This window comes from Serratia sp. K1WW1 (assembly GCF_055790865.1).
The window spans coordinates 246491-268424 of sequence record NZ_CM147697.1 but is presented as its reverse complement, the minus strand read 5'-3'; the positions used below and the strand labels follow the sequence as shown (position 1 = coordinate 268424).

Genomic DNA, 21934 nt, shown 5'->3' with positions numbered 1-21934 from the left:
TTGATTACTTTGACCCTGCTCTCCAGCTGAAACCCCAGCCGAAAGCCTGATCCATGTCACTGTGACCGTTAAAGAAGCGGTTAACACGCTCAACCTTGATGCTACCGTTCTCGTTAACCAGGCGCGCAATGGCACACATGTTGCGGTTGTTCTGGCCTTCCGACATGCGGGTTTCAATCGGTGGCTGGTCTGGCACGTGCAACGTCACAACGCCGTCCGTTTTATCCCAACTCGCGACCCCTTCGTAGATGAAGGCATAAACCAGCACTTCGCGGATATGTTTCCATTCGCGCCCGTTGATATGCAGCCATTCGCCGTCCGAGATATCACCGGTGCGGTCATCGCCTTGCAGTTGGACAAACGGCTCGCGGTTGTAGTCACCAAAACGCTTACCAAGCGCCTGGATCACCGTTTTTTCCCCGTTGGCCATTTCAACAAACGCCCCGAGATCGAGATCGACGCCCTTGTTCGAACTGAACATCGCCCGTAACCCTGTCGGACCGCTGCCGCGATGCCAGTTCAGGTTGATACGGATTTCACCAAAGTTATCCCGCTTGGTCAGGCTGATAGCCGGTTTTTCTTTGGTTAACGACACTTTGCTCAGGCTGATTTTGGCTGGCTCCGGCGTTGGGGCCGGTGCAGGAGCCGCTGCCGGGGCATCCGCCACATCCACACCAAAATGTTCAGCCAGCGGTTTCAGCCCGCCGTTGAAGCCCTGAGCGATAAAGCGGAACTTCCATTCGCTGTTGCGGCGGTAAAGCTCACCCAGGATCAATGCGGCTTCCTGGCGGCCATTCAGCTCAACGGTACCCACCAGCAGCACTTCGTTATCCGCTTCAATCTGGATCAGCAAACGTTGCAGGCCCGCGACGGTCTGAGCCCCTTCACAGGTCACCGTAAAGGCGACTTTCTGCACGTCTGGGTGCAAGCGGCTGACGTCTACCGCGAAGTTGGAGTTATGACCTTCTTGGGTCAGGGCAACCGTGGCGTCATCGCTCTTGGGCTGACCATAAAAGATCATGTCCGCGTCGCCCTTCACTTTGCCATCGGCATACAGGCGGAAAGCGGAGGCATCAACCGGTGCGCCGGACAACACGCGCACCTTCAGTAATTTAGATGGAACTGGGGCATTGGCCCCCGGAGTCATATTCATTAGCGCACCACGGTAGCAACGATGTCTGCATGCATGTCATCAATGGTTCTGCCGCTGCAGGCTTTGCCATGCGCGGTAAAATCCCATTGGCCATTGTTACGACGAAGTGAAGCAATCACGATGCCGGTATGAGCGCCCTGCTCTTTCAGCTCATAACGCGCCAGTTCCTTTTTGGCCTGATCGACCACGCGGCAAAACGCGTTTTCCACATCGTTGAACGACTGCCCACGGAAGCTGTTGACGGTAAAGGCCAGGTATTCCACCTGAGCAGGCAGTTTTGCCAGCTCGACCAGGATGACTTCGTCATCGCCATCGCCTTCACCGGTCAGGTTGTCGCCGCTGTGTACCACTGCGCCGCAGCGAGACTTAAGCTGGCGGAACCAGATGGTGTCGAGGGTATTGCCATCTTTATCCAGCAATACGCAGCCAGCATCAAGATCGATGGCATCACTGCCGCCGCCGAACATCTTGCTCAACAGGCCGCCTTTCTTCTTGATCGGATCCCACCCCAGGCCGAAGTGCAGCTGGTTGATGGCAGATGACTGCTTGCTGAGCGAAACGGTCTGGTTCTTGGTTAATGACACCATGGTTTAAGTTCCTTCAAGTTGGTATTGAAAACAGTGATTTTTTTACACCAAATTCCATGAGTAGAAAATCATATCATGATGGTGTTCACGCACAACCCCATTTTTGCTTACCATCGGTCTTACTTTAGTTAAGTTTATATTTTTAATGAATTTATTTTTTATTAAACAGGGTAACTCTTTGGCTACAAAATTCATTTCACGCCACTTTTAAAGGTATATTTTCACTTCTCGACTGACATCATGTTATGATTGACATCGCCAGCGGGTGGCCTCAACCCACAGCGATCCTTTTAACCATCAAGCCTTGAACGGAAAAAAATCAACAATGACACTCAAAATGTGGCTTATGGAAGGTTTATCTTCCCAGCGGGATATTATTCAGGGCATCGTTTCATTGGTGAAAGCCAAGCAAACTGCCGTGACGGTGGTTGCCTCACACCGTAATGAACGTAACGAGATCCTCTCCCAGGCAGACATCGCCTTGTTCGAACCGAAAGAAGACGAACAGCGGCTACCCTTCATTCTGTCTACGGTGAAACAGTGCGGTATCAATGCCATCCACACGGGCCGTAACACGCAGTGGTTCGAAGCTCATCGCCAACAGATCGAGGCTGCCGGTGTCACACTGACCACCGGTGCCACCAGCCAGGCGATGTTTGAGCTGGCCGATGACAAAGTGGCATTTGCCCAAGCCATGGAGCGGCATGGGTTGCCGGTCGTCCCCTCTCTGCGTATTGAGTCGGTGGCCGAACTGCGCGATCTGATTAGCCGTTCCCCTTTCTCTGGCGCGCAGCTGTGCGTCAAACCGGTGAAGGGTATTTATGGCATGGGATTTTGGCGTTTTGATGAAAGCGTGGGCCCGATGGCCGCCTTTACCCATCCGGAAAACCGCAAAGTGAACCCGCAGCGCTACCTCAGCGCGCTGGCAGACGCTGGCAAGTTTGAGCCACTGGTGCTGATGCCTTACCTGCCTGGCCCTGAATACTCCGTCGACATGTTGGTTGATCGGGGCACGGTCCTGGCTGCAGTGGCACGTAGAAAAGAAGGGGCGCTGCAATATCTGGAAAACCACGGCGAGGCGTTTGAACTGGCTAAAGCCTGTGCCACCGCGATGCAGGCCGACGGCCTGGTCAACGTGCAAACCCGCAACGACACCAGCGGGCGCCCGGTGCTGCTGGAAATCAACCTGCGCCCGTCTGGTGGTATCGGTTATACCCGTTTCAGCGGCGTCAATCTGCCGGGCCTGTTCGCCCTGTATAAGCTTGGCGTAATGAGCCAGCAGGAAGTGATTGATGAGGCCAAAACCGCATTCTCCCCAGCGATCGTCCGTTCTATTACCGATGTCGTCAGATATCACCCCGAGCTCGACAACCTGCTGGTGAAGGACTAACCCATGCTAAATACCTATTCCCGCACGCTGTCCTGCGGCACGCTGAAAGTAACCCCAACCGGCGGCACGATCGCGCTGGATGAGCTGTTTGACGTAGCCGAAAGGCGCAACCCGAAACGCGCGTTTCTGTTCGTCAGCAAAGTGTTGGGCCGCCATATTCCGGTGAAGCCGAGCGTCATGCGCGCCGTCTATCAGCAATTGGCCGCGCTGTTCCCGGCCTGTGATCAAGGCCCGGTGCTGTTTATCGGCATGGCGGAAACCGCCGTCGGATTCGGTGCAGGTGTGTTTGACGAAGTCCGGGGCAGCGTTAGCGATCCGGTATACCTCACCTCCACCCGCCATCCGGTAGAGGGGGGTGAGCTGCTGTGCGAATTCAAAGAAAATCACAGCCACGCCACCGACCACCTGCTTTATCTGCCACAGGATGCCGAACTACGCCGCCGCGTGCTGGAAGCCAAAACCGTGGTGCTGATCGACGATGAGGCCACCACCGGCAACACCTTCATCAACCTGCTCCAGGCTTTACAGCAGGATGCCGGGTTACACAATATTGCCCGCGCCATCACCGTTACGCTGACCGACTGGAGCGGCGATGCGCTCGCCCAACGCAGCCCAATCCCTATCCAGTATGTGTCACTGGTTCAGGGTGACTGGCACTGGGAAAAAAATCCCGATGCTCCGGTGCCGGTGATGCCAGCCGTCAACGTTACCGCCACCGGCAGCGTGCCGATCACCGGTAAACAAAGCTGGGGCCGTTTGGGCATCTCATCGCCAAGTGCGGATCTGGGGCGCGATATTCAGACGCATCCAGGGGAGAAATTGCTGGTGCTGGGCAGCAGCGAGTTTGTCTGGGAGCCCTTCCTGCTGGCTGAACGCCTGGAAAAACAGGGGGCCGAGGTTAAATTCAGCTCCACCACCCGTTCGCCGATTGCCACCGGGTTCGCCATCCAGTCCGCCATCGCCTTTGGCGATAACTATGGGCTCGGCATCCCCAACTTTGTCTACAACGTGGCCCACCAGCAGTTTGACCGGATCCTGTTGTGCATCGAAACTCCTGTGGCAAGCGTTGATCCCGCGTTAATTGAGGCGTTAAAACAGGTCGCCCCAACCGTTGAGGTCGTAAGCTATGAATAAGCCGGTCATTTTCTCCGATCTGGACGACACCCTGTTCCAGACGCGCCGCAAGATGGTCGATGAGCTCGACCTGGCCCCGTATCGCACCGGCGCCTTGGATCGTAGCCTTGAGCCACGCAGCTTTATGACCGAAGAGCAGTCAATGCTGGTGGACTGGATGCTGGAACATGCGGAGCTGATCCCGGTCACCGCGCGTGGAACGGAAGAGATTGCCCGGGTGAGTATCCCGTTCAAGTCATGGGCGGTTACCACGCACGGTGCGGTGATCCTCAACCCACAAGGGCAAGCGGACGCGGCATGGCAAGCGTTGATGCTGGAAAAACTGCAACCTTATGCTGCTGACCTGCTGGCGATGCAACGCAAGATCACCGAGCTGATGGCCGAACGCAACATCAATGGCTGGGCGCGTATCAACTATGAATACGGCGACACGCCGGTCTATCTGGTAATGAAGCACCGCGATAGCACCCGCCTGGACGAGCTTTACGCCATCGCCGATGAGATTGAGCAGTTGTTCCCCACTGAAGGCTATTACGTTCACCGTAACAGCAACAACGTTGCCTGGTTGCCGACCGTGGTAGAGAAAGGGCTGGCCGTCACCTTCCTGCTGGAAAAACTGCGCCTTGAACGCGGCATGTTCCCGGTTATCGGGTTGGGCGACAGCCTCAGCGATCATCGTTTTATGAAGCTTTGCACCTGGTTTGGCCTGCCGCGCCAGAGCCAGTTTGCCGAAGCGATCTCCCGCCATATTTTCGGAGAGCAGTAATATGTCTGATTTTGTGCCCTTTTCCGGCTCATACCTGCCCGAGGACGTTCACTTTCTGCTGCAACCGGTAGAAATGGAAATGACGCCGGTCGATGAGAAAGAACAGCTGATCCAGTCCGGTGCCCGTCACTACTCGGAGATGTTGAGCCAGGAACCGGAGCCGACCCCTTCACACCTCGACCTGTTTGCCCGCGCACTCGATCAGGGTGCAGGACGCCTGGCAAAAGAAGTCTCGATGCTGGCCCTTGCGCTGATTGAGCGGTTCGGCGATACGCCGATAGTTCTGGCCAGCCTGGTGCGTGCCGGGGTTCCTCTAGGGGTGATGCTCCAGCAAACGCTGCGGGCCATGGGTAAAGAGTCGTATCACTACGGCATCAGTATCATTCGTGACCGGGGCATCGACTCGGTGGCACTCGACTGGATCGAGGCGCGCCACGGCACCGAAGGGATAGTGTTTGTCGATGGCTGGACGGGCAAGGGAGCCATTACCGGCGAACTGATCCGCTCCCTCAACAACCGGCCTGGCTATCCTGCACAGCCCCGTCTGGTGGTGCTTGCCGACCCGTGTGGGTGTTCGTGGCTGGCCGCCAGCGACGACGACTGGCTGATCCCGTTTGGCATTATGGGCGCGCCGGTTTCCGGCATGATCTCACGCTCTATCTGGTCAAACGAAGGCCTGCACGGCTGCGTACAGTGCGATCATCTCGCCCAGTTTGAATGCAGCCGTCTGCTGGTGGATACCGTGGCACAGTATCGCGCGACGCTAGACACAGCGGCGCTTGAGCCCTGCACACAGGATGCAGAGAGAAAGGCTTACCTGAAACAACAAAGCGAGAGGGTGGTTAACCACCTCGCCGAGAAATATCAGGTTGCCAGCATTAACCGAATTAAACCAGGGATCGCAGAGGCTACGCGCGCTGTGCTACGCAGAGTACCGGATCACGTCTTGGTCCGTGCGGTAGACGATCCCGACGTCGCGCTGCTGGTCTATCTGGCACGCGAAAAGGGGCTGACCATTACCGAAGTCGGTGATGAGATCGGGCAGTACCGTGCGGTAACAATTATCAAGAAGGTGCTCTAATGAACCAACGACTCTCCCCTTGGCGGCTGGGTGCTTCACTCTATATGCCCGCCACCAGAACGGATATCGCCGATACGATCCTCAATAACAAGATCGCCGGTTTACGCTCGCTGATCGTCTGCCTGGAAGACGCGGTCAGCGACGAAGATATTCCCCAGGCGCTGGACAACCTGCGCGAACTCACCCAGACGTTGGCCCAAGCCAAGGCCGCGGAGGGCAATGACCACTGGCCGTTGGTATTCGTACGGCCACGTCATAAAGAGATGGGTAAACAACTGCTGGCGAGCATGGATTTCAGCGCGGTGGACGGCTTGGTGCTGCCCAAATTCACGCTGGCTTCGCTGCCTTATTGGTGGAACATGATGCAGGACTCGCACCTGTGCATGATGCCCACGCTCGAGACAGAAGAAGTGTTTGATGTGGTGCAAATGCGTGAGCTGGCCAACACCCTGCATCACCATCCGTGCTATCGGCGCATCATCGCCCTGCGTATCGGTGGCAACGATCTGATGAACGTGGTGGCACTCAGAAGGCCGCGCAACCTGACGCTGTATGACGGCCCGATGGGCTATGTGATCAAAATGCTGGTCGCCGTGTTTTCCCCGCGTGATTTCGCCCTGACGGCACCGGTTTGCGAGCATATAGACGATCATCAGATTATGGATAGGGAATTGGCGCTCGATATCGCCCATGGCCTGGTCGGCAAGACGGCGATCCACCCGAATCAGATCGGCAAGATCGAAAAGGCGTTGATGGTGCAGGCAAACGATCATACCGATGCGCTGCGGATCCTCAACTCCTCACAGGCGGTGTTTAAATCGCAGGGAACCATGTGCGAACCGGCAACCCATCGCCGCTGGGCGTCAGAAATTCTGGCGCGTGCTCAGGTATATGGAATTGCCAACGAGTCATCTCAGGAAAGCCACCGGTTTAGCATTAACGCAGGCAGTCATTAATCATGCAACTCAATACGCGACAGGCACGGATCTATAAGCTGGCCATTTTACTCAGTGCGGGTAAACCCGTATCCGCTGACAAGATCATCACTGAGTTAGACTGCTCGGGGCCAACCCTGACACGCGTGCTTAAGGAACTGAGAGAGTCCTACGAGGCGGAGATCAAATACCGCAAGGCGACCCATTCCTATCAGTTGACGCAGCCTGGGCATCTGGACAAGAAGCACTTTCGCCGTATGCAGGATGCGTTAGCGGCCAATTCTGAGCTGAAAACCGGTGAAGTCGTCAGCCGTGTCTATCTGGATAAAGAGAAGAAGAAAGCCGTGTCGCTGTCATTGAAAATGTCGGTGCTACGCAAAATCGATCGTTTATCCAGAGTGACAGAAACGACCCGCAGCGAAGCGGTGGAGATGGTTGTTGAGCGCTGTATCGACGACCTGGTACGCAGCATTCAGGCCAGCAAGCAGAAGCCGTAATACCTTTCCCTCACCCTAACCCTCTCCCACAGGGAGAGGGGATCGATCGAGTAGATCTGAAAGCTCGGTAACGCACCTTGGATAAGGGGACCGATCGAATTTCCTCATTACTTCCAAGTTAAAGATCAACTCCCGCCCCCGACCACCACTCCGCGCTGGCCCCCTCTCCCTGTGGAAAAGAGGACGGTCCGTGCTACAACTCAACGACATCCTCTCTATCAGCCCTGTTACAGATCAACTCCCGCTCCCGACCACCACTCCGCGCTGGCCCCCTCTCCCTGTGGGAGAGGGTTGGGGTGAGGGGAAAACAGCCAAATCTCCAACCTTAATCACGGGTATTTCTGTTGAGATAACGACCAGAACACTTATTATGTAAACTCGGCACTCAATAAGGGAATACGATGAGAAGACTTCCGGTCTATCTGCTACTTGATACTTCGGGCTCCATGACGGGCGAACCCATTGAAGCGGTCAAAAATGGAGTGCAAACGCTGCTCTCCACCCTGCGACAAGATCCCTACGCCCTTGAAACCGCCTATGTTTCCGTCATTACCTTTGATTCCTCCGCACGCCAGGCAGTGCCACTCACCGATCTGCTGAGCTTCAAGCTGCCAGAACTGGTGGCCAGCGGCACCACCGCGCTGGGTGAGGCCCTCTCACTGGTCGCCACCAGCATCAGCAACGAAGTGCAGAAAACCACCGCCGAGACCAAAGGCGATTGGCGCCCGTTGGTGTTCATCATGACCGATGGCTCACCCACGGATGACTGGCGCAAAGGCGTCAGCGACTTTAAAGCCGCCAGAACCGGCGTGGTCGTTGCCTGTGCCGCTGGGCACAGCGCCGAAACCAAAGTACTCCAGGAAATCACCGAGATCGTGCTCCAACTGGATACGGCGGACTCCACCTCGATCAAAGCCTTCTTTAAATGGGTGTCGGCCAGCATTTCCGTCGGCAGCCAGAAAGTCGAGTCAGGTAAAAAGGAAGTTATTGGCCTGGACGATTTACCGCCACCACCTCCCGAAGTTAACGTTGTGCTATAAAACATTTTCAAGGAGATTTTATGTCAGTCAGTTTGCGTAAAGGACAAAGCGTCAGCCTGCGTAAAAACGAACACGACCTTTCCTCAGTCACCATTGGGCTCGGCTGGGATATCAATGAAGAGAAGAAAGGTTTGCTGGGTGGTCTGTTTGGCAAGAAAGAGCCGGAGTATGATCTCGACGTTATCGCCTTCCTGTGTAATGCCCAAGGCAAAGTCGCCGATCTGGGCGATGTGGAAAACGGCCGGCCTTCGCTGGTTAACGGAGACATCATTTTCTTCAACAGCCAGCGCCATAAGTCTGGCCACATCTGGCTGACCGGCGACAACCGCACCGGCGCGGGCGACGGTGATGACGAGCAGATTATCGCCCAGTTGAACTCCCTCGATCCCAAGTACGAAAAAATCGTCTTCATCGTGCAGATCTATAACGGCCAGGAGCTGAAGCAACACTTCGGCAAGGTGCAAAACGCCTTTATCCGCGCGGTGGATGCCAAAAACGTGGAAATGGCGCGTTTCGATCTTTCGGGCGGGGCCGCCTTTGATGGCCAGCGCTCCATGCTGTTTGCCGAGTTGGTGCGTGAAAGCACCGGCTGGAAGCTGAACGCCATTGGCGAACCTTCCGAGTCCGACTCTTTCGTGTCCCACTTAAAGAACTACCTGCAATGAGAAGATTACCCGTTTACCTGCTGATTGATACCTCCGGGTCGATGCGCGGGGAATCTATCCATGCCGTTAACGTGGGCATTCAGTCAATGATGAGCGCGCTGCGCCAGGATCCTTATGCGCTGGAAAGCGTGCATATCTCCATCATCACCTTTGATAACGAAGCCCGGGAGTTTATCCCACTAACCTCATTGGAAGAGTTCCAGTTCAGCGACATTGTCGTCCCCAGCGCGGGTGGCACCTTCACCGGGGCCGCGCTTGAGTGCCTGATCAAATGTGTCGATCGGGATATCCACCGCTCCGATGGCGATCAGAAAGGCGATTGGCGGCCGCTGGTATTCCTGATGACCGATGGCACCCCGTCAGACAGCTATGCCTATGGCGAGGCAATCAAAGAAGTTAAAAAACGTTCCTTCGGTTCCATTATCGCCTGTGCGGTCGGGCCGAAGGCCAAGCATGAACACCTCAAGCAACTGACCTCTCAGGTTGTGGCCCTCGAAACTCTGGATTCAACGGCCTTTTCCGGCTTCTTCAAATGGGTGTCGGCCAGCGTCGCGTCAGGCAGTTCCAGTGCGGGTGTTAACGCCGGGCAGGATAACCTCCCGCCACCACCACCGGAAATACAGCTGGTTCTGTAGCCAACAGGCAAAGCCTCTACCCGGAGCTTTGCCTGTTTTTTCATTGCCCCATGACGCGCATTGCAAGAAGCATCCGCCTGACGAGGTTTTTAACCATGAGAAGACTGCCCATCTTCCTGGTCTTGGACTGCTCAGAGTCCATGATCGGGGAGAGCCTGAAGAAAATGAATGATGGCCTGCAAAGGATCGTCAGCGACCTGAAAAAAGACCCCCACGCGCTTGAAACCGCCTGGATATCGGTGATTGCCTTCGCCGGGGTGGCAAAAACCATCGTACCGCTAGTGGAGGTGGTGTCATTTTATCCCCCTCGCCTGCCGATCGGCGGTGGTACCAACCTAGGCGCGGCATTGCGGGAACTCACCCGTCAGTTGGATCAACAGGTCAGAAAAACCACCCAGGAACGCAAAGGCGACTGGAAACCGGTGGTGTACCTGCTCACAGATGGCCGCCCAACGGACGATCCCGCCCCCGAAATCAGGCGCTGGAAAGAAAACTACGCCAATAAGGTCAACCTGATCGCCATCGGCCTTGGCCCTTCGGCGGATATGAACATCCTGCGGCAACTGACCGATAACGTCTTACTGTTCACCGACAGTCAGGAAGGGGATTTCGCCCAGTTCATTAAGTGGATCACCGCGTCTGTCTCTGCCCACAGCCGCAGCGTAGGGGAAGATGCGCCTCCGTTGCTCACCCACACCGATCACATTGTGCGGCTGGCCAAAGACGATATTGCCAGAGCCTACGACGAAAACTGCGTCACCCTGACGGGCCGCTGCAGCAAGTCACGCCGCCCTTATCTGATGAAATACGAACGCCCGGCCATCAACCTCTCCTCGCTGGATTTCAAGCTCAATATCAACGGCTTTAACCTCAACGGCTGCTTCCCGATCGATGAGGATTATTTTGCCTGGAGCGATGAATCGGCGTCTGCCATTCAGGTCAATACCAGCGAACTGCACGGCGTGCCGGGTTGCCCGTACTGCGGCAATGCCAGCGCCTTTGCGATGTGTACCTGCGGCAAGCTGTTGTGCGTCAACGGGCCCGATGACGTTATCTGCCCGTGGTGCGAGAAGGGGCTGACGTTCAGGGAAAACGGCGGCGACTCTGATTTCGACGTAACGCGAGGGAAAGGCTGATGCAAGACGTGGAGAAACTGCGCCAGAACGTACTCATGCTGATCCTGGCTGAAACGGGCGCAACGACGGATGACGCCCAGCTTGCCAGCCTGCAAGCCGATGATGAGATCGGCACCTTACTGACCAACCTCATCACGAAAGTGACGGCCAAGACCCCCGCAACGGTTGAGACAACAGAAGCTCCGCCGTTGGTTGCCAATGACGATACCTTGGCCGACGAACCTAAAGTGGTCCTCACCAAGAGCGATGACATCCCTGTTGCCGCCCCTGAAGCCGCAGATCTGCCAACCCCTGAGAGTCGGTTTGATCCACTGCAAGTGACAGGAGATGCCGCATTGCCTGAAGAAACCGCCAAAGAAAACCTGAAGCCAGGCCAGATCCCGTCCGGCACCGCTACCCCGATTAGCACGCCGCAGAACATTCAGCCGCAGGCAAAAATCAACGTGGCCAATGCCCGTACCGGCGTCCCCTTTCATTCTGAAATCGATATCGTGCTGGATGATGGAACGACCGCCGAAGTGCTGGCCGTCGCGTTCTCCAAAGATATCGGCATCACCTTTGATCCGGCGACCTCTTCACTGGCTGGAACTGCCACCGAAAGCGGCGATTTTGACATCACGGTCACCTGGTCTTGTCCTACTGCGCCGCAATGCTCCACCCAAGTACCCTTTATCGTTAACCCCGACCCGCGCAGCCTGTGGAAAATCCTCGAGCCGCCTGCCGATTCGCGCTATTTCAAACCGCATGTCGCCCATCAGCAGATCCAGGGGCCTGGCGTGAACATCGTGGCGGCCAGCCGCAGGGGGCGCTCACACGAGCATGCGGGCACCTTCCGGGATGACGACTTTTACATCGCCAGCAATAGCGATACCGGCTGGAACGTCATGTTAGTGGCAGACGGAGCCGGTAGCGCGAAAAATTCGCGCGAGGGCTCGCGCATCGCGACTCAAACCGTGGGCGACTACCTGACTACCCTGCTGAATAGCGACAAAGGGCTGGAACTCAAAGCCTGCGTTGAAAACTGGGGAACCGACGATCAGCGGATAGTCTGGGAGGCATTTAATCGCCTGTTCCGTCAGGCCGCGATCATGGCCGTCAACAATATCAGCAATGAATCCATCCGGGCCGAAGAGAGCGCCAAATCCTATTCCACCACGCTGCTGGTCACCGTTTCCTTCCGTACCGGGGCCGAGCTGTTCGCCGCCTCATTCTGGTTGGGCGACGGTGCCATTGCGGCCTACGGGCCGGTGGGCAAAGTGCGCGTGTTGGGCACGCCAGACAGCGGCGAGTATGCGGGCCAAACGCGTTTCCTGGATGCCGATGCTGTGAACGATGCGAATTTCAGTAAGCGCATCAGCATCGGTAAATGGACCGAGGTCTCTCATCTGGTACTGATGACCGACGGCGTCTCCGATCCCCGCTTTGAAACGGATAATGGCCTGCAAAATAGCCAGAAATGGGATGACCTGATCGCGGAGCTGACGCCCTGCCTGAACGATCCCTCGCAGCCCGCAGAGCGGCTGGCCGAATGGCTGAACTTCTTCTCCCCGGGCAATCACGACGATCGGACCCTAATCGTGGCGTGGTGAATGGATTGGACTACATAGCGGGTGAGTAAAATGGCAAATATTGTTACCTGTACCACCAGGGATGGCGCAACCATCCAGTATGTCGATGAGATCATCGGCTCCGGCTCCATGAAGGACGTCTACTTTTCGCCGGACAAATCATACGTAGTGGCGTTCTATAAAAAGCCGCAGAACGAGCAGGCGAAAGAACGCATCGAGATGATCACTGGCCGCTACCGGCAGAACATCTTTGAGCAAGCCGGTGGGGATTACTGGCAAGGGCTGTTTTGTTGGCCCACCAGCATAGTGGAACACGACGGCAAAATCGGCATCGTGGTGCCCACCTACCAGAGCCACTTCTTCTTTAAGTACGGCTCCAAGAATAACGACTTCCTGGGGATTAAAGGCCGCGAGAAGGAAGGTAAATGGTTCGCCAGCGCCAATAACCAGAACAAGTTCCTGGATCCGCGCGAACGTGGCAACACGCTGAATTACCTGAAGGTATGCCTGCTGCTGACCCGGGCCGTCCGGCGTATGCACGCCGCGGGCCTGTGCCATAGCGATCTGAGCTATAAAAACGTGCTGATCGACCCCGAGCAGGGCCATGCCTGCATCATTGACGTCGACGGGCTGGTGGTACCAGGCAAATATCCCCCGGACGTGGTCGGCACGCCGGACTTTATTGCCCCGGAAGTGGTGAAAACCAGTCATCTGCCGAAAGAAGATCCGCAGCGCATACTGCCAAGCATCGCCACCGACAGGCATGCGTTATCCGTGCTGATCTACATGTACCTGTTCTTCCGCCACCCACTGCGCGGCGGCAAGATCCATGACATGGACGATGAGATGCGCGACGAATCGCTGGCGATGGGTGAGAGGGCGCTGTTTATAGAGCACCCGACCGATAACAGCAATGCGGTCAAACTCAACCAGGTCAGCCCTTCTTCGCTGCCTTGGGCCGATCCGCAGAAAGTGCCCTACACCATTATGGGCCCTTACCTGACGCCGCTGTTTGAAAGGGCGTTTATTGAAGGTCTGCATGAACCCACCAGGCGGCCAACCGCCGATGAGTGGGAAACGGCGTTGGTGAAAACAGTCGATCTGATCCAGCCGTGTCAAAACACTGCCTGCGAACAGAAATGGTACGTGTTCTCCGGTAAAAACCGCCCGGCCTGCCCGTATTGCGGCACACCGTTCAAGGGCAAGCTGCCAATCCTGAATCTGTACTCCTCGCGTAAGGCCGGGAGCTTCCGCCCGGACGATCATCGCCTGATGGTCTGGAGCGGTCAGTCAATTTACGCCTGGCACGTTAACCGCCTGATAGCGCCCAATGAACGCACGCCAGACGCACAGAAAAAACGCGTGGGCTATTTCGTATTCCATAACGATCAATGGTGGCTGGTGAATGAAGGCATCAGCGGGCTGTTGTCCTTACCGGATAAAAAGGTCGTGCCGATTGGTGACAAGCTGGCGCTGAACGATGGGGTTCAGTTTGTGCTCTCCACCGAAGAAGGCGGCAGGCTGGTAGTGGTGCAGTTGGTGGTGAACTAAGCTTTGATGAGTGCGGGGTATGGCCCGCCTCGCACGGTGTTATGGGGGAAAGGAAGGCCCACACCTGCGCCCCATAAAAATACAACCATTAGTGTTTTCTCACCCTTAGTTAGCATCATCCCTCTCCCACCGTGCTCCTCAATATATCCGGGTTGCCTTGCCACAACCAATGGTACAAATCATGACTGCGCTGGAATCCCAATTTTCGCATGGATGCCTGCTTATGAGCGCTGACGGTCTTGGTGCTAATCTGCAACTTCCTGGCTATCTGTGTAGGCGATAAGCCTGCTGCTATCGCCTGCAAGACTTCCCGCTCTCGCCGAGAGATCTTTTCGTAGTCAGGTACGCAGGTAGCATTATTATTGAGCTGCACGTCGAACAGCCTATCCAGCAGTTGCATCACCACCTCGGGTTTATCATGCAGGCCGATTTCTCCCTGTTGATAGGTGACCCCTTCTGTATTTTTGTTCCGTATGAGGAAGATTTGGTAGCATTGATACCCATCTCCCCTCCAGCTGGCGTTGCTCCTGACAATCAGATCCGCAACTTTCAGATGAATAATATCATTGCAATCTGCATGAACAAATAGAGGGGATACTCCCCTGAGGTAAAAATACCGTTCAAAAAGGTGGCGAATGCCTTGTAAGAAATAGAAATTCTTGCCCCACAGAGCAATAACGATGCGTGAGTTCATATTGACACCTTAACAGCCTGATTCTTTTAAATGACACCGTTGATTAGGTGATACATCATTGGGATAAATCCCCGCCCAAGGAAGGTGTTGCAATACACCAGCGTAAGCTCTTTTGGTCTGGCACCGATGAGACATGCGCCTTCTTTTTCTTTACCAGTTTCATCAGGTAGTAGCGGGACACATAAATGTTGGTATCACAGTAATCGGCAATATCCCGGGTCTTGGGCCATTTTTCTCTAGGTGGCAATGTATCGGGAGGGCAGCAATCAACACGGCTCAAAACTTGCAACGCCGTCAGAACCTTGTCGAAGGCTGCATTATGTTTTTTATATTTCATTAGGTTAAACCTTTTCTCTGACGAGCTTTCGTGATGAATAAGCCCGCGTTACAGGCCAAAGCCCACTGATCAAAGCGGCAAACGGCATGCAGGTCCTGTCTGCTTGGCTTTCTGAGCGTATTTAATACCACATCGGATGAAAGCATTCATAAACGGCGCAATAACGAGTTTTAAATCTGGCTAAATTAAATTTGCGATATAATACTCCAGAAACATAATGATACATACAATATTAACTCGCAATTTAGCCATAAAAACCACCTGCCAAGGCATTTATTGCAAAATCACTTTATTCATCAAAAAAAACTTTAAAAAAACAAGGTTGGCCGTAATAATCCCGGCCTCAATGAGCAGCTGGGAAGTATCCTAAACATATATCGTAAATACTGAGAGATTAATCTGAATGAAAAATCAAAATGAAAGGCTTTGTTTTCGATTTGGATAATTATAGAGTGCGAAAACCCTCCATTTCCAGCTCAGTAAAACTGTGTATCCCGTGATAGAAAGACAGCAACACAACAAGTCTTTCATGCTTGATGGATAGCCAACCTCTCTCAATCCATTAGGGCATAGTCTTGGCTTAAAAACGCATGGGAATAGCATCAGGATATTTTGCTCACTTCTTAAAAATTGACGGCATCAGTAGTTATGAAGTTATTGAAGGTACTTTGTCTGTTCGGACTGTTCAGATAAATGATGGCTCGTGGCTAATAATCAGCTACGAAATAATTTTATTCACTTTTTTAATACGTAAATAAGGAATTCATTATGCGTAAGTCTATTTTTACTCTGGCTCCGGTGGTTGCAGCTCTGTTGGCAGGATCTGGCGTGGCTCAGGCCGCATCTAACGCCCAGATGACCATTACCGCCAACGTTGTGGCGGCGACCTGTGACGTTTCTCTCTCCAACCCTAGCCTGGACCTGGGTAACTATTCCAAGTCTGCCTTCACCACAGTTGCCGCCCCGGTTGCCAGCAGTGTGAAAACCTTCACCGTGGGTCTGAACAACTGTGAAACCCCGGCAGCGGCAGGCGATCAGGCAAGCCTGATCGTCACTGGCCAGACACTAGGGGGCAACCCGAACATCTTTAACAGCACCGGCACCAATACCGGAATCATGTTAAGTGAAGTGACCTCACCAACCACCTACATCACCGCCGGCCAAAAATTATCGGTAGCCAAAGCAGGAGAAACCCCGGAAGCAGGCGATTTCAACGCGAAATCCCTGAGCCTGCAGGCAGGTCTGGCCTCTACGTCTCTCACGCCTGATATCGGTATGGTCAGCGCGCCGATCCTGTTCAGCTTTGCCTACAACTGATGTGTTCCAGCGGGCCGATGGCCCGCCTTTTCAGGATCCGCAATATGACGCGCTTTATCTCCCTGTTTTCGCTGCTAGTGACCCTGCTGGGTGCGCCGTTGGCAGGCTGGTCCGCCGGGTTTGGCATTAATGCCACCCGCCTGATTTACCCTGAAGGGGCCAGCAGTATCAACGTCGCGGTACGCAACACCCTTAACCACGAACCGTATCTGGTGCAAACGGCTGTCAGCGGTAAACAGGATGCACAGACCGCGGCCCCGTTCACCGTAACGCCGCCGCTGTTCCGTCTGGAACCGCAAAGTACCAATCAGTTACGTATCGCCTTTACCGGCCAGCCGCTACCCGGCGATCGGGAGTCGGTGTTTTATTTGCATGCCACCGCTATTCCGACCAGTACGCAACTGGATCCGACTCAGCAGCGTAATGACGTGCAGGCCCAGTTGCGCTTCGGCGTGGGCAACATTATCAAGCTGTTCTACCGGCCTGCGAGCCTGAGCGGTTCCTCTGCCGCCGCCCAAAAAGAGTTGCAGTTCTCCCGCGTGGCTGGGGGGCTGAAGGTGACCAATCCCTCTCCCTATTTTGTCAGCCTGGCCGACTTGACGGTGAATGGGCAACAACTGGCCTTGGACACGCCAGCTGCACTCATGCTCCCCCCTTTCGGCAACCATATCTGGCCGGTTAAAACACCGTTGGCAACCGGCACGCGAGTGCAGTGGCAGACCATTAATGATACCGGAGGCACCGATGCGTTCAGCGCAACGTTACCTTAAGGCCGCGCTGGCTATAGTGCTGGCAGGCGGTGGAGCGGTATCCACCCCGGTGCAGGCCGTGACGCTGGATTTCTCCGCCGTGCTGACCAATGGCACCTGTACGCTCAGCCTGGATAAAAGCACTCTGCCTTTAGGTGTCATCGCTAAATCACAGCTGCGCCCAAACCAGCTGGTTGCTCCACAGCCCTTTACCCTGTCCGTGCAGGACTGCACCGGTTCTGCGGGCGGCAGCCTTAAACCTGTAGTGACTATCGCTGGCACCGGCACCACCCAAGACAGTAAATGGCTGTTTCGCAATGCCGGATCGGCGGCGAATACCGGGATCTTAGTGATCCAGAGTGCCACGGTGCCGGATTACAGCCAGCCCGAAGTCAAAAACAACAGCGTGCTGTCACTGGCTAACCCAGGACAGATACCTGTCAACCAGACGTTCACCTTTTATGCCGGTGCCAGTTGTGGCGGCAGCAACGGGTGTGCCACGGTCGCGACCGGTGACGTGACGGCCACGCTGGTGTTTACGTTTCTCTATCAGTGAGGGCCCGATGACACAGCGATTTCATCAGGTGCTATCAAGCCTGCTGCTCACTTTCAGCCTGTCTGCACAGGCCGGGAGCGGCGGCATCAGCCTGGGGCAGACACGCGTTATTTTTTCTTCCGCGGATAAAGCGCAAACCCTCACCGTCAGCAATAGCGGGCAACAGGCTTATCTGGTCCAGGCTCGGGTACAAAACGGCCTCGACGATCCGACCCCCGCGCCATTTATCGTTACGCCACCGCTGTTCTCGCTGCAAGGCGATAGCCGCCAACTACTACGGCTGTTGCCGCAGGGTGCCACGCTGCCCTCCGACCAGGAATCGCTGTTTTATCTCTCTATCTCGGCCATTCCTGCACAGGCTGAACCTGTAACGGCGGCCGATCGGCTGTCGGTAGGGGTACGTTTCGTGATCAAGCTGTTTTATCGCCCGCAAGGGTTGGCGTTACCCGCGAACAACACCCCTTGCCTACTGACGTTCAAGCGTGAAGCGCACGGCGTGCGGGCCATCAATCCCACCGGCTATTTTCAGACCCTGGGGATGCTGGCCGTTGACGGGCATACCGTGGCGTTAGACCAACAACCGGCGATGGTGCCTCCGCACAGCAGTATCACCCTGGCCGTTGACGGGCCGGTGAATAAGGTGGCCTGGCAGACGCTCACCGACTATGGCGGGCTCTCCAAGTCCTGCCAGCAGACAGGCTCAGCCTCCACGGAGATCACACCATGAAATACCCGATTTATCTTCTGATGGGCCTATGCCTGTTGGTCAACAAAATGGGCCTGGCACAGGCTCAGGACAACGCCTCGCCGGGGATATCCTTTTACGTGCTGCGGGTGATTTACCCGGAGGGCGAAAAGCAGGGCGTGACGCTAACCGCCTACAACAAAAGCCCGACGCCGTACCTGATGCAGTCATGGATCCGCCCGGTCGATCCGGCCACCGGGGACGTCGATCTGAACTGGCATGGCACCCCGGTGATGCCGTTTATTGTCACGCCGCCGCTGGCTCGCCTGGAAGCGAACGGTGAACTGGCGCTGCGTATCCGGCGCAACGATATGCCGCTGCCTAACGACCGGGAATCGGTGTTTTTTATCTCCATGAAGGCGCTGCCCACCCAGCAACCCGACGGTGAGCAGATGGTGATGACGGTAGTGAGCAATATCAAACTGTTTTACCGCCCGGCTGGATTGGTGAAACGCGCCGTAGCAGACATGGCCCCGAAGCTGACCTTCAACCGGGCAGGCGACCAATTGACAGCAACCAACCCGACCCCCTACTGGCTCACCTTCTCCCGCCTGGCGGTGGGGAATGTGGCGTTGGACAAACCGGCTCTGCGCCTGATGGTACCGCCTTTCGGCAAGCAGTCTTACCCCCTGCCCGCTACCGCGAGCGGGAAAGTCAGCTGGCAGCTGATTGATGAAGATGGCTGGGATACCCCGGTTGCCCAACAGGATTGACGATTTCTCCCTTCCTGGCTCGTTACGGGGAGCCACGTTCTTTCAGACGGATAGGATAACCATGAAAATTCACCCTCTTGCCCTTGCTCTTTCCCCACTCCTGGTGGGTAGCGCATTGATTGCAGGCACGTCTCCAGCCTGGGGCCGCGACTACTTTGACCCGGCGCTGTTGTCGCTGGGTGGTGGCCTGGAAGCCGTCACCGACCTGAGTGCGTTTGAAAGCGCCGGACAGACCCCGCCGGGGACTTATCTGGTAACGGTGCTGGTCAACCGCAGCGAGCGTGGCCAATACCGCGTCGTGTTCACCCCAAGTGATAAGGGCCAGGTCAGCCCGGAATTGACCCCGGCCTTCCTGGCGGAGATGGGGATCAATACCCCCGCATTGCCCGCTTTTGGCGGGTTGCCGGTCGACAAGCCAGTCAGTGACCTGGCTACCCTGATCCCTGACGCCCGGGTGCACTTTGATTTTCAGCAACAGCGCCTGGAACTCAGCATTCCCCAGGTAGCGATGAAGCCGGACGCCAGCAGCGTGGTTAACCCTGCGCTATGGGACCAGGGCATGACCGCGTTTTTACTCAACTATACCCTCAACGGCGGGCGCAGCCGCCAGGACGGGCAGTGGGGCCAATCCACCAGCGAACAGTCCAACCTGTTCCTGGGGCTGCACAGCGGATTGAACTGGCAGGCCTGGCGCCTGCGCAGTGACATGACCTACACCTACAATAACAGCCGCAGTGGCTATGGCGACACGCAACGCAACCAGCAAACCCGTTTCTCAAATACCTATCTGCAACGCGATATCCAGGCCTGGCGTTCGGATGTGCTGGCTGGGGAGAACAACACCGGCAATGACGTTTTCGACAGCATTCCGTTTCGCGGGGTGAAATTGAGCTCCAGCGAAGACATGCTGCCGCTCAGCCTGCGGGGATTTGCCCCGGTGATCAGCGGCATTGCGCAGAGCAACGCCCGGGTTACCGTCAGCCAGAACGGTAACGTGGTATACCAGGCGTATGTCGCCCCGGGGCCGTTTCGGATTAATGACCTGTACCAGACCGGACAAGGGGGAGACCTGACGGTTACGGTGACCGAAGCGGATGGCAGCGTACGTACCTGGACCCAGGCCTTCTCGGCGCTGCCGGTGATGCAACGTCCGGGTGGGCTGAAGTACGAACTGACCGCTGGGCGCTACAACGGCGGCATCACCACCGGCTCCAGAGAGGCCCATTTTGCATTGGGCACCCTGATTTACGGGCTGCCCCATGACATCACGCTGTACGGCGGCGGGCTGATAGCGGAGAAATATGCCTCGGCGGTGGCGGGCAGCGGGATTTCGCTGGGGGATTTCGGCGCCATGTCGGCGGACGTGACCCTCTCATCGGCCCGCATGTATGACGAAAGACAGAGCGGCCAGTCATACCGGGTTCGTTATGCCAAAAGCCTGCTCAGCATGGGCACCTCGGTAGATCTGACGGCTTATCGTTACTCCACCCGGCACTATTACAACTTTGCCGACTTCAACAACAGCGGTTATCAACTCAGTGAAGGCCAGGTGCCCTGGGCACTGGCCCGACAGCGTTCGGATTTCCAGGTGCGGATAACCCAGCAACTGGGGGATTTTGGTTCGCTGTACCTGTCGGGTGCACGCAGTGATTACTGGGGCGATGAGCAAGTGAACAACACCCTGTCGGCGGGTTACAACGGCAGTTGGCACGGCGTGAGCTATGGCCTGGCCTACAGCGTTGACCGGATAAAATCCGACGGGGATTGGCCACAGAACCGCCAGTTGGCGTTCAATATGCAGGTACCGTTCAGCCTGTTCAGCGCACAGCCCGCCCTCAACCGCAGCTACGCCAGCTACCAGATGACGCACGACAGTGAAGGCCGTGTACGGCAACAGGTGGGGGTGAGCGGCTCGGCGGCGGAAGACCGCCTGTCCTACAGCCTGATGCAGGGGTGGAGTAACAACAACCAGAGTGGCAACGGGGGTAGCACCAGCAACCTGAATCTGGGTTGGCAGGGGAGCCAGGGCATGGTCAGCGCCGGGTACAGCCACAGCAGCCGCTATAACTCACTGAATGTGAGTGGTAACGGGGGTCTGGTGGTACACCCTAATGGGGTGACGTTAAGCCAGCAACTGGGCACCTCGGTGGCAGTGGTCCGTGCACCGGGCGCTGCCGGGGTGAGCGTAATGAACGGCGGAGTCCGTACCGACAGCCGCGGTTATGCGGTCGTGCCGTACCTGTCGCCTTACCAAAACAACACGGTGAGCCTGAACCCGTCGACGCTGCCGGAAGATGTCGACCTGCCGCAGAGCAGCACCAATGTCTATCCCACCAAAGGGGCGGTGGTAGCGGCCACGTTTACGCCACACACCGGCTATCAGGCGCTGATAACCCTGACCCAGGCTGGCATACCGGCACCCTTCGGCACGCTGGTGACACTGGCCGGGGAAGGAGCGGAGATCAACAGCGGCATCGTGGGTGATGCCGGCCAGGTGTACCTGAGCGGGTTGCCGGAACAAGGGAAATTGCGCGCGGCGTGGGGCCGTGGGACTGCACAGCAGTGCCTAGCCCACTTCAGCCTGAGCAAGGCAGCAGTATCAGCAAATAATCCGGTGCGCATGCTGAATGTGCAATGTGAGGAAGGACAGTGATTAAACAACGATTAATAAAGACCGCATCATGC

General features: G+C 56.1%; 22 protein-coding genes. 18 read left to right on the top strand and 4 right to left on the bottom strand.

Annotation, left to right across the window (positions count from 1 at the left end; translation table 11 throughout):
• Window positions 1–4: 4 nt before the first annotated feature.
• A complete protein-coding gene (locus ACX9GU_RS01235; RefSeq protein ID WP_473193615.1) occupies window positions 5–1153 on the bottom strand; it encodes a TerD family protein in 1149 nt (382 codons plus the stop codon).
• Complete coding sequence (locus ACX9GU_RS01230) at window positions 1153–1740, bottom strand: TerD family protein (RefSeq protein ID WP_024485074.1); 588 nt, start codon at window positions 1738–1740, stop codon at window positions 1153–1155. The genes ACX9GU_RS01235 and ACX9GU_RS01230 overlap by 1 nt, the downstream gene beginning before the upstream one ends.
• 325 nt (window positions 1741–2065) lie before the next feature.
• Between ACX9GU_RS01230 and ACX9GU_RS01225 the strand changes: the two genes are divergently transcribed.
• The 12 genes from ACX9GU_RS01225 to ACX9GU_RS01170 all read left to right on the top strand — a co-directional run bounded on the left by ACX9GU_RS01225 (window position 2066) and on the right by ACX9GU_RS01170 (window position 14138).
• Window positions 2066–3130: an ATP-grasp domain-containing protein gene (locus tag ACX9GU_RS01225; protein ID WP_473193614.1), complete on the top strand. Its 1065-nt coding sequence runs from the start codon at window positions 2066–2068 to the stop codon at window positions 3128–3130.
• Window positions 3131–3133: 3 nt separating this feature from the next.
• On the top strand, window positions 3134–4264 hold the full coding sequence (locus ACX9GU_RS01220) for a phosphoribosyltransferase domain-containing protein (protein WP_059199159.1): 1131 nt from the start codon (window positions 3134–3136) through the stop codon (window positions 4262–4264).
• Window positions 4257–5030: an HAD family hydrolase gene (locus ACX9GU_RS01215; RefSeq protein WP_473193613.1), complete on the top strand. Its 774-nt coding sequence runs from the start codon at window positions 4257–4259 to the stop codon at window positions 5028–5030. The genes ACX9GU_RS01220 and ACX9GU_RS01215 overlap by 8 nt, the downstream gene beginning before the upstream one ends.
• A gap of 1 nt (window position 5031) precedes the next feature.
• Entirely contained in the window at window positions 5032–6111 is a 1080-nt protein-coding gene (locus tag ACX9GU_RS01210) for a cysteine protease StiP family protein (RefSeq protein WP_473193612.1), read from the top strand.
• The gene (locus tag ACX9GU_RS01205; RefSeq protein WP_179251126.1) at window positions 6111–7067 is read left to right on the top strand and encodes an HpcH/HpaI aldolase/citrate lyase family protein; all 957 of its coding nucleotides are present in this window, start codon (window positions 6111–6113) and stop codon (window positions 7065–7067) included. The genes ACX9GU_RS01210 and ACX9GU_RS01205 overlap by 1 nt, the downstream gene beginning before the upstream one ends.
• 2 nt (window positions 7068–7069) lie before the next feature.
• Complete coding sequence (locus ACX9GU_RS01200) at window positions 7070–7543, top strand: SMC-Scp complex subunit ScpB (protein WP_179249321.1); 474 nt, start codon at window positions 7070–7072, stop codon at window positions 7541–7543.
• Window positions 7544–7944: 401 nt separating this feature from the next.
• Window positions 7945–8583 carry a vWA domain-containing protein gene (locus tag ACX9GU_RS01195; RefSeq protein ID WP_021807361.1) on the top strand — a complete coding sequence of 213 codons (639 nt, stop codon included), beginning with the start codon at window positions 7945–7947 and terminating at the stop codon, window positions 8581–8583.
• 20 nt (window positions 8584–8603) lie between these two features.
• Complete coding sequence (locus ACX9GU_RS01190; protein ID WP_021181609.1) at window positions 8604–9248, top strand: TerD family protein; 645 nt, start codon at window positions 8604–8606, stop codon at window positions 9246–9248.
• A complete protein-coding gene (locus ACX9GU_RS01185) occupies window positions 9245–9883 on the top strand; it encodes a vWA domain-containing protein (protein ID WP_021807360.1) in 639 nt (212 codons plus the stop codon). The genes ACX9GU_RS01190 and ACX9GU_RS01185 overlap by 4 nt, the downstream gene beginning before the upstream one ends.
• Before the next feature lie 95 nt (window positions 9884–9978).
• Window positions 9979–11019 (top strand): TerY-C metal binding domain-containing protein, encoded by a 1041-nt coding sequence (locus ACX9GU_RS01180; protein ID WP_418337475.1) that lies wholly within the window; start codon window positions 9979–9981, stop codon window positions 11017–11019.
• The gene (locus ACX9GU_RS01175) at window positions 11019–12608 is read left to right on the top strand and encodes a PP2C family serine/threonine-protein phosphatase (protein ID WP_473193611.1); all 1590 of its coding nucleotides are present in this window, start codon (window positions 11019–11021) and stop codon (window positions 12606–12608) included. The genes ACX9GU_RS01180 and ACX9GU_RS01175 overlap by 1 nt, the downstream gene beginning before the upstream one ends.
• A gap of 30 nt (window positions 12609–12638) precedes the next feature.
• Window positions 12639–14138, top strand: coding sequence for a protein kinase domain-containing protein (locus ACX9GU_RS01170; protein WP_473193610.1), 1500 nt, complete (start codon window positions 12639–12641; stop codon window positions 14136–14138).
• 115 nt (window positions 14139–14253) lie between these two features.
• On the opposite strand, the gene ACX9GU_RS01165 is transcribed toward ACX9GU_RS01170, so the two are convergent.
• Window positions 14254–14832, bottom strand: a complete 579-nt coding sequence (locus tag ACX9GU_RS01165) for a response regulator transcription factor (RefSeq protein ID WP_473193609.1) — start codon at window positions 14830–14832, stop codon at window positions 14254–14256.
• A gap of 55 nt (window positions 14833–14887) precedes the next feature.
• Window positions 14888–15169 (bottom strand): FaeA/PapI family transcriptional regulator, encoded by a 282-nt coding sequence (locus tag ACX9GU_RS01160; RefSeq protein WP_473193608.1) that lies wholly within the window; start codon window positions 15167–15169, stop codon window positions 14888–14890.
• A 768-nt stretch (window positions 15170–15937) separates the two neighbouring features.
• Here ACX9GU_RS01160 and ACX9GU_RS01155 point away from each other — a divergent pair.
• From ACX9GU_RS01155 to ACX9GU_RS01130, 6 genes are all read left to right on the top strand, one after another.
• Window positions 15938–16486, top strand: a complete 549-nt coding sequence (locus tag ACX9GU_RS01155; RefSeq protein ID WP_473193607.1) for a fimbrial protein — start codon at window positions 15938–15940, stop codon at window positions 16484–16486.
• A gap of 44 nt (window positions 16487–16530) precedes the next feature.
• Window positions 16531–17256 carry a fimbrial biogenesis chaperone gene (locus tag ACX9GU_RS01150; protein ID WP_473193606.1) on the top strand — a complete coding sequence of 242 codons (726 nt, stop codon included), beginning with the start codon at window positions 16531–16533 and terminating at the stop codon, window positions 17254–17256.
• Window positions 17231–17791 carry a fimbrial protein gene (locus tag ACX9GU_RS01145; RefSeq protein ID WP_473193605.1) on the top strand — a complete coding sequence of 187 codons (561 nt, stop codon included), beginning with the start codon at window positions 17231–17233 and terminating at the stop codon, window positions 17789–17791. The genes ACX9GU_RS01150 and ACX9GU_RS01145 overlap by 26 nt, the downstream gene beginning before the upstream one ends.
• 7 nt (window positions 17792–17798) lie before the next feature.
• Entirely contained in the window at window positions 17799–18518 is a 720-nt protein-coding gene (locus ACX9GU_RS01140) for a fimbrial biogenesis chaperone (protein WP_473193604.1), read from the top strand.
• Window positions 18515–19249 carry a fimbrial biogenesis chaperone gene (locus tag ACX9GU_RS01135; protein ID WP_473193603.1) on the top strand — a complete coding sequence of 245 codons (735 nt, stop codon included), beginning with the start codon at window positions 18515–18517 and terminating at the stop codon, window positions 19247–19249. Before ACX9GU_RS01140 ends, ACX9GU_RS01135 begins: the two co-directional genes overlap by 4 nt.
• 61 nt (window positions 19250–19310) lie before the next feature.
• Complete coding sequence (locus ACX9GU_RS01130; RefSeq protein WP_473193602.1) at window positions 19311–21902, top strand: fimbria/pilus outer membrane usher protein; 2592 nt, start codon at window positions 19311–19313, stop codon at window positions 21900–21902.
• Window positions 21903–21934 lie beyond the last annotated feature (32 nt).

Bases quoted from the DNA above. Each gene is read 5' to 3' on its own strand.
- ACX9GU_RS01180 (WP_418337475.1), top strand. From the start codon at position 9,979: ATGAGAAGACTGCCCATCTTCCTGGTCTTGGACTGCTCAGAGTCCATG.
- ACX9GU_RS01230 (WP_024485074.1), bottom strand. From the start codon at position 1,740: ATGGTGTCATTAACCAAGAACCAGACCGTTTCGCTCAGCAAGCAGTCA.
- ACX9GU_RS01215 (WP_473193613.1), top strand. From the start codon at position 4,257: ATGAATAAGCCGGTCATTTTCTCCGATCTGGACGACACCCTGTTCCAG.
- ACX9GU_RS01150 (WP_473193606.1), top strand. From the start codon at position 16,531: ATGACGCGCTTTATCTCCCTGTTTTCGCTGCTAGTGACCCTGCTGGGT.
- ACX9GU_RS01235 (WP_473193615.1), bottom strand. From the start codon at position 1,153: ATGAATATGACTCCGGGGGCCAATGCCCCAGTTCCATCTAAATTACTG.
- ACX9GU_RS01185 (WP_021807360.1), top strand. From the start codon at position 9,245: ATGAGAAGATTACCCGTTTACCTGCTGATTGATACCTCCGGGTCGATG.
- ACX9GU_RS01155 (WP_473193607.1), top strand. From the start codon at position 15,938: ATGCGTAAGTCTATTTTTACTCTGGCTCCGGTGGTTGCAGCTCTGTTG.
- ACX9GU_RS01205 (WP_179251126.1), top strand. From the start codon at position 6,111: ATGAACCAACGACTCTCCCCTTGGCGGCTGGGTGCTTCACTCTATATG.
- ACX9GU_RS01160 (WP_473193608.1), bottom strand. From the start codon at position 15,169: ATGAAATATAAAAAACATAATGCAGCCTTCGACAAGGTTCTGACGGCG.
- ACX9GU_RS01190 (WP_021181609.1), top strand. From the start codon at position 8,604: ATGTCAGTCAGTTTGCGTAAAGGACAAAGCGTCAGCCTGCGTAAAAAC.
- ACX9GU_RS01140 (WP_473193604.1), top strand. From the start codon at position 17,799: ATGACACAGCGATTTCATCAGGTGCTATCAAGCCTGCTGCTCACTTTC.
- ACX9GU_RS01200 (WP_179249321.1), top strand. From the start codon at position 7,070: ATGCAACTCAATACGCGACAGGCACGGATCTATAAGCTGGCCATTTTA.
- ACX9GU_RS01210 (WP_473193612.1), top strand. From the start codon at position 5,032: ATGTCTGATTTTGTGCCCTTTTCCGGCTCATACCTGCCCGAGGACGTT.
- ACX9GU_RS01145 (WP_473193605.1), top strand. From the start codon at position 17,231: ATGCGTTCAGCGCAACGTTACCTTAAGGCCGCGCTGGCTATAGTGCTG.
- ACX9GU_RS01165 (WP_473193609.1), bottom strand. From the start codon at position 14,832: ATGAACTCACGCATCGTTATTGCTCTGTGGGGCAAGAATTTCTATTTC.
- ACX9GU_RS01170 (WP_473193610.1), top strand. From the start codon at position 12,639: ATGGCAAATATTGTTACCTGTACCACCAGGGATGGCGCAACCATCCAG.
- ACX9GU_RS01175 (WP_473193611.1), top strand. From the start codon at position 11,019: ATGCAAGACGTGGAGAAACTGCGCCAGAACGTACTCATGCTGATCCTG.
- ACX9GU_RS01220 (WP_059199159.1), top strand. From the start codon at position 3,134: ATGCTAAATACCTATTCCCGCACGCTGTCCTGCGGCACGCTGAAAGTA.
- ACX9GU_RS01135 (WP_473193603.1), top strand. From the start codon at position 18,515: ATGAAATACCCGATTTATCTTCTGATGGGCCTATGCCTGTTGGTCAAC.
- ACX9GU_RS01225 (WP_473193614.1), top strand. From the start codon at position 2,066: ATGACACTCAAAATGTGGCTTATGGAAGGTTTATCTTCCCAGCGGGAT.
- ACX9GU_RS01130 (WP_473193602.1), top strand. From the start codon at position 19,311: ATGAAAATTCACCCTCTTGCCCTTGCTCTTTCCCCACTCCTGGTGGGT.
- ACX9GU_RS01195 (WP_021807361.1), top strand. From the start codon at position 7,945: ATGAGAAGACTTCCGGTCTATCTGCTACTTGATACTTCGGGCTCCATG.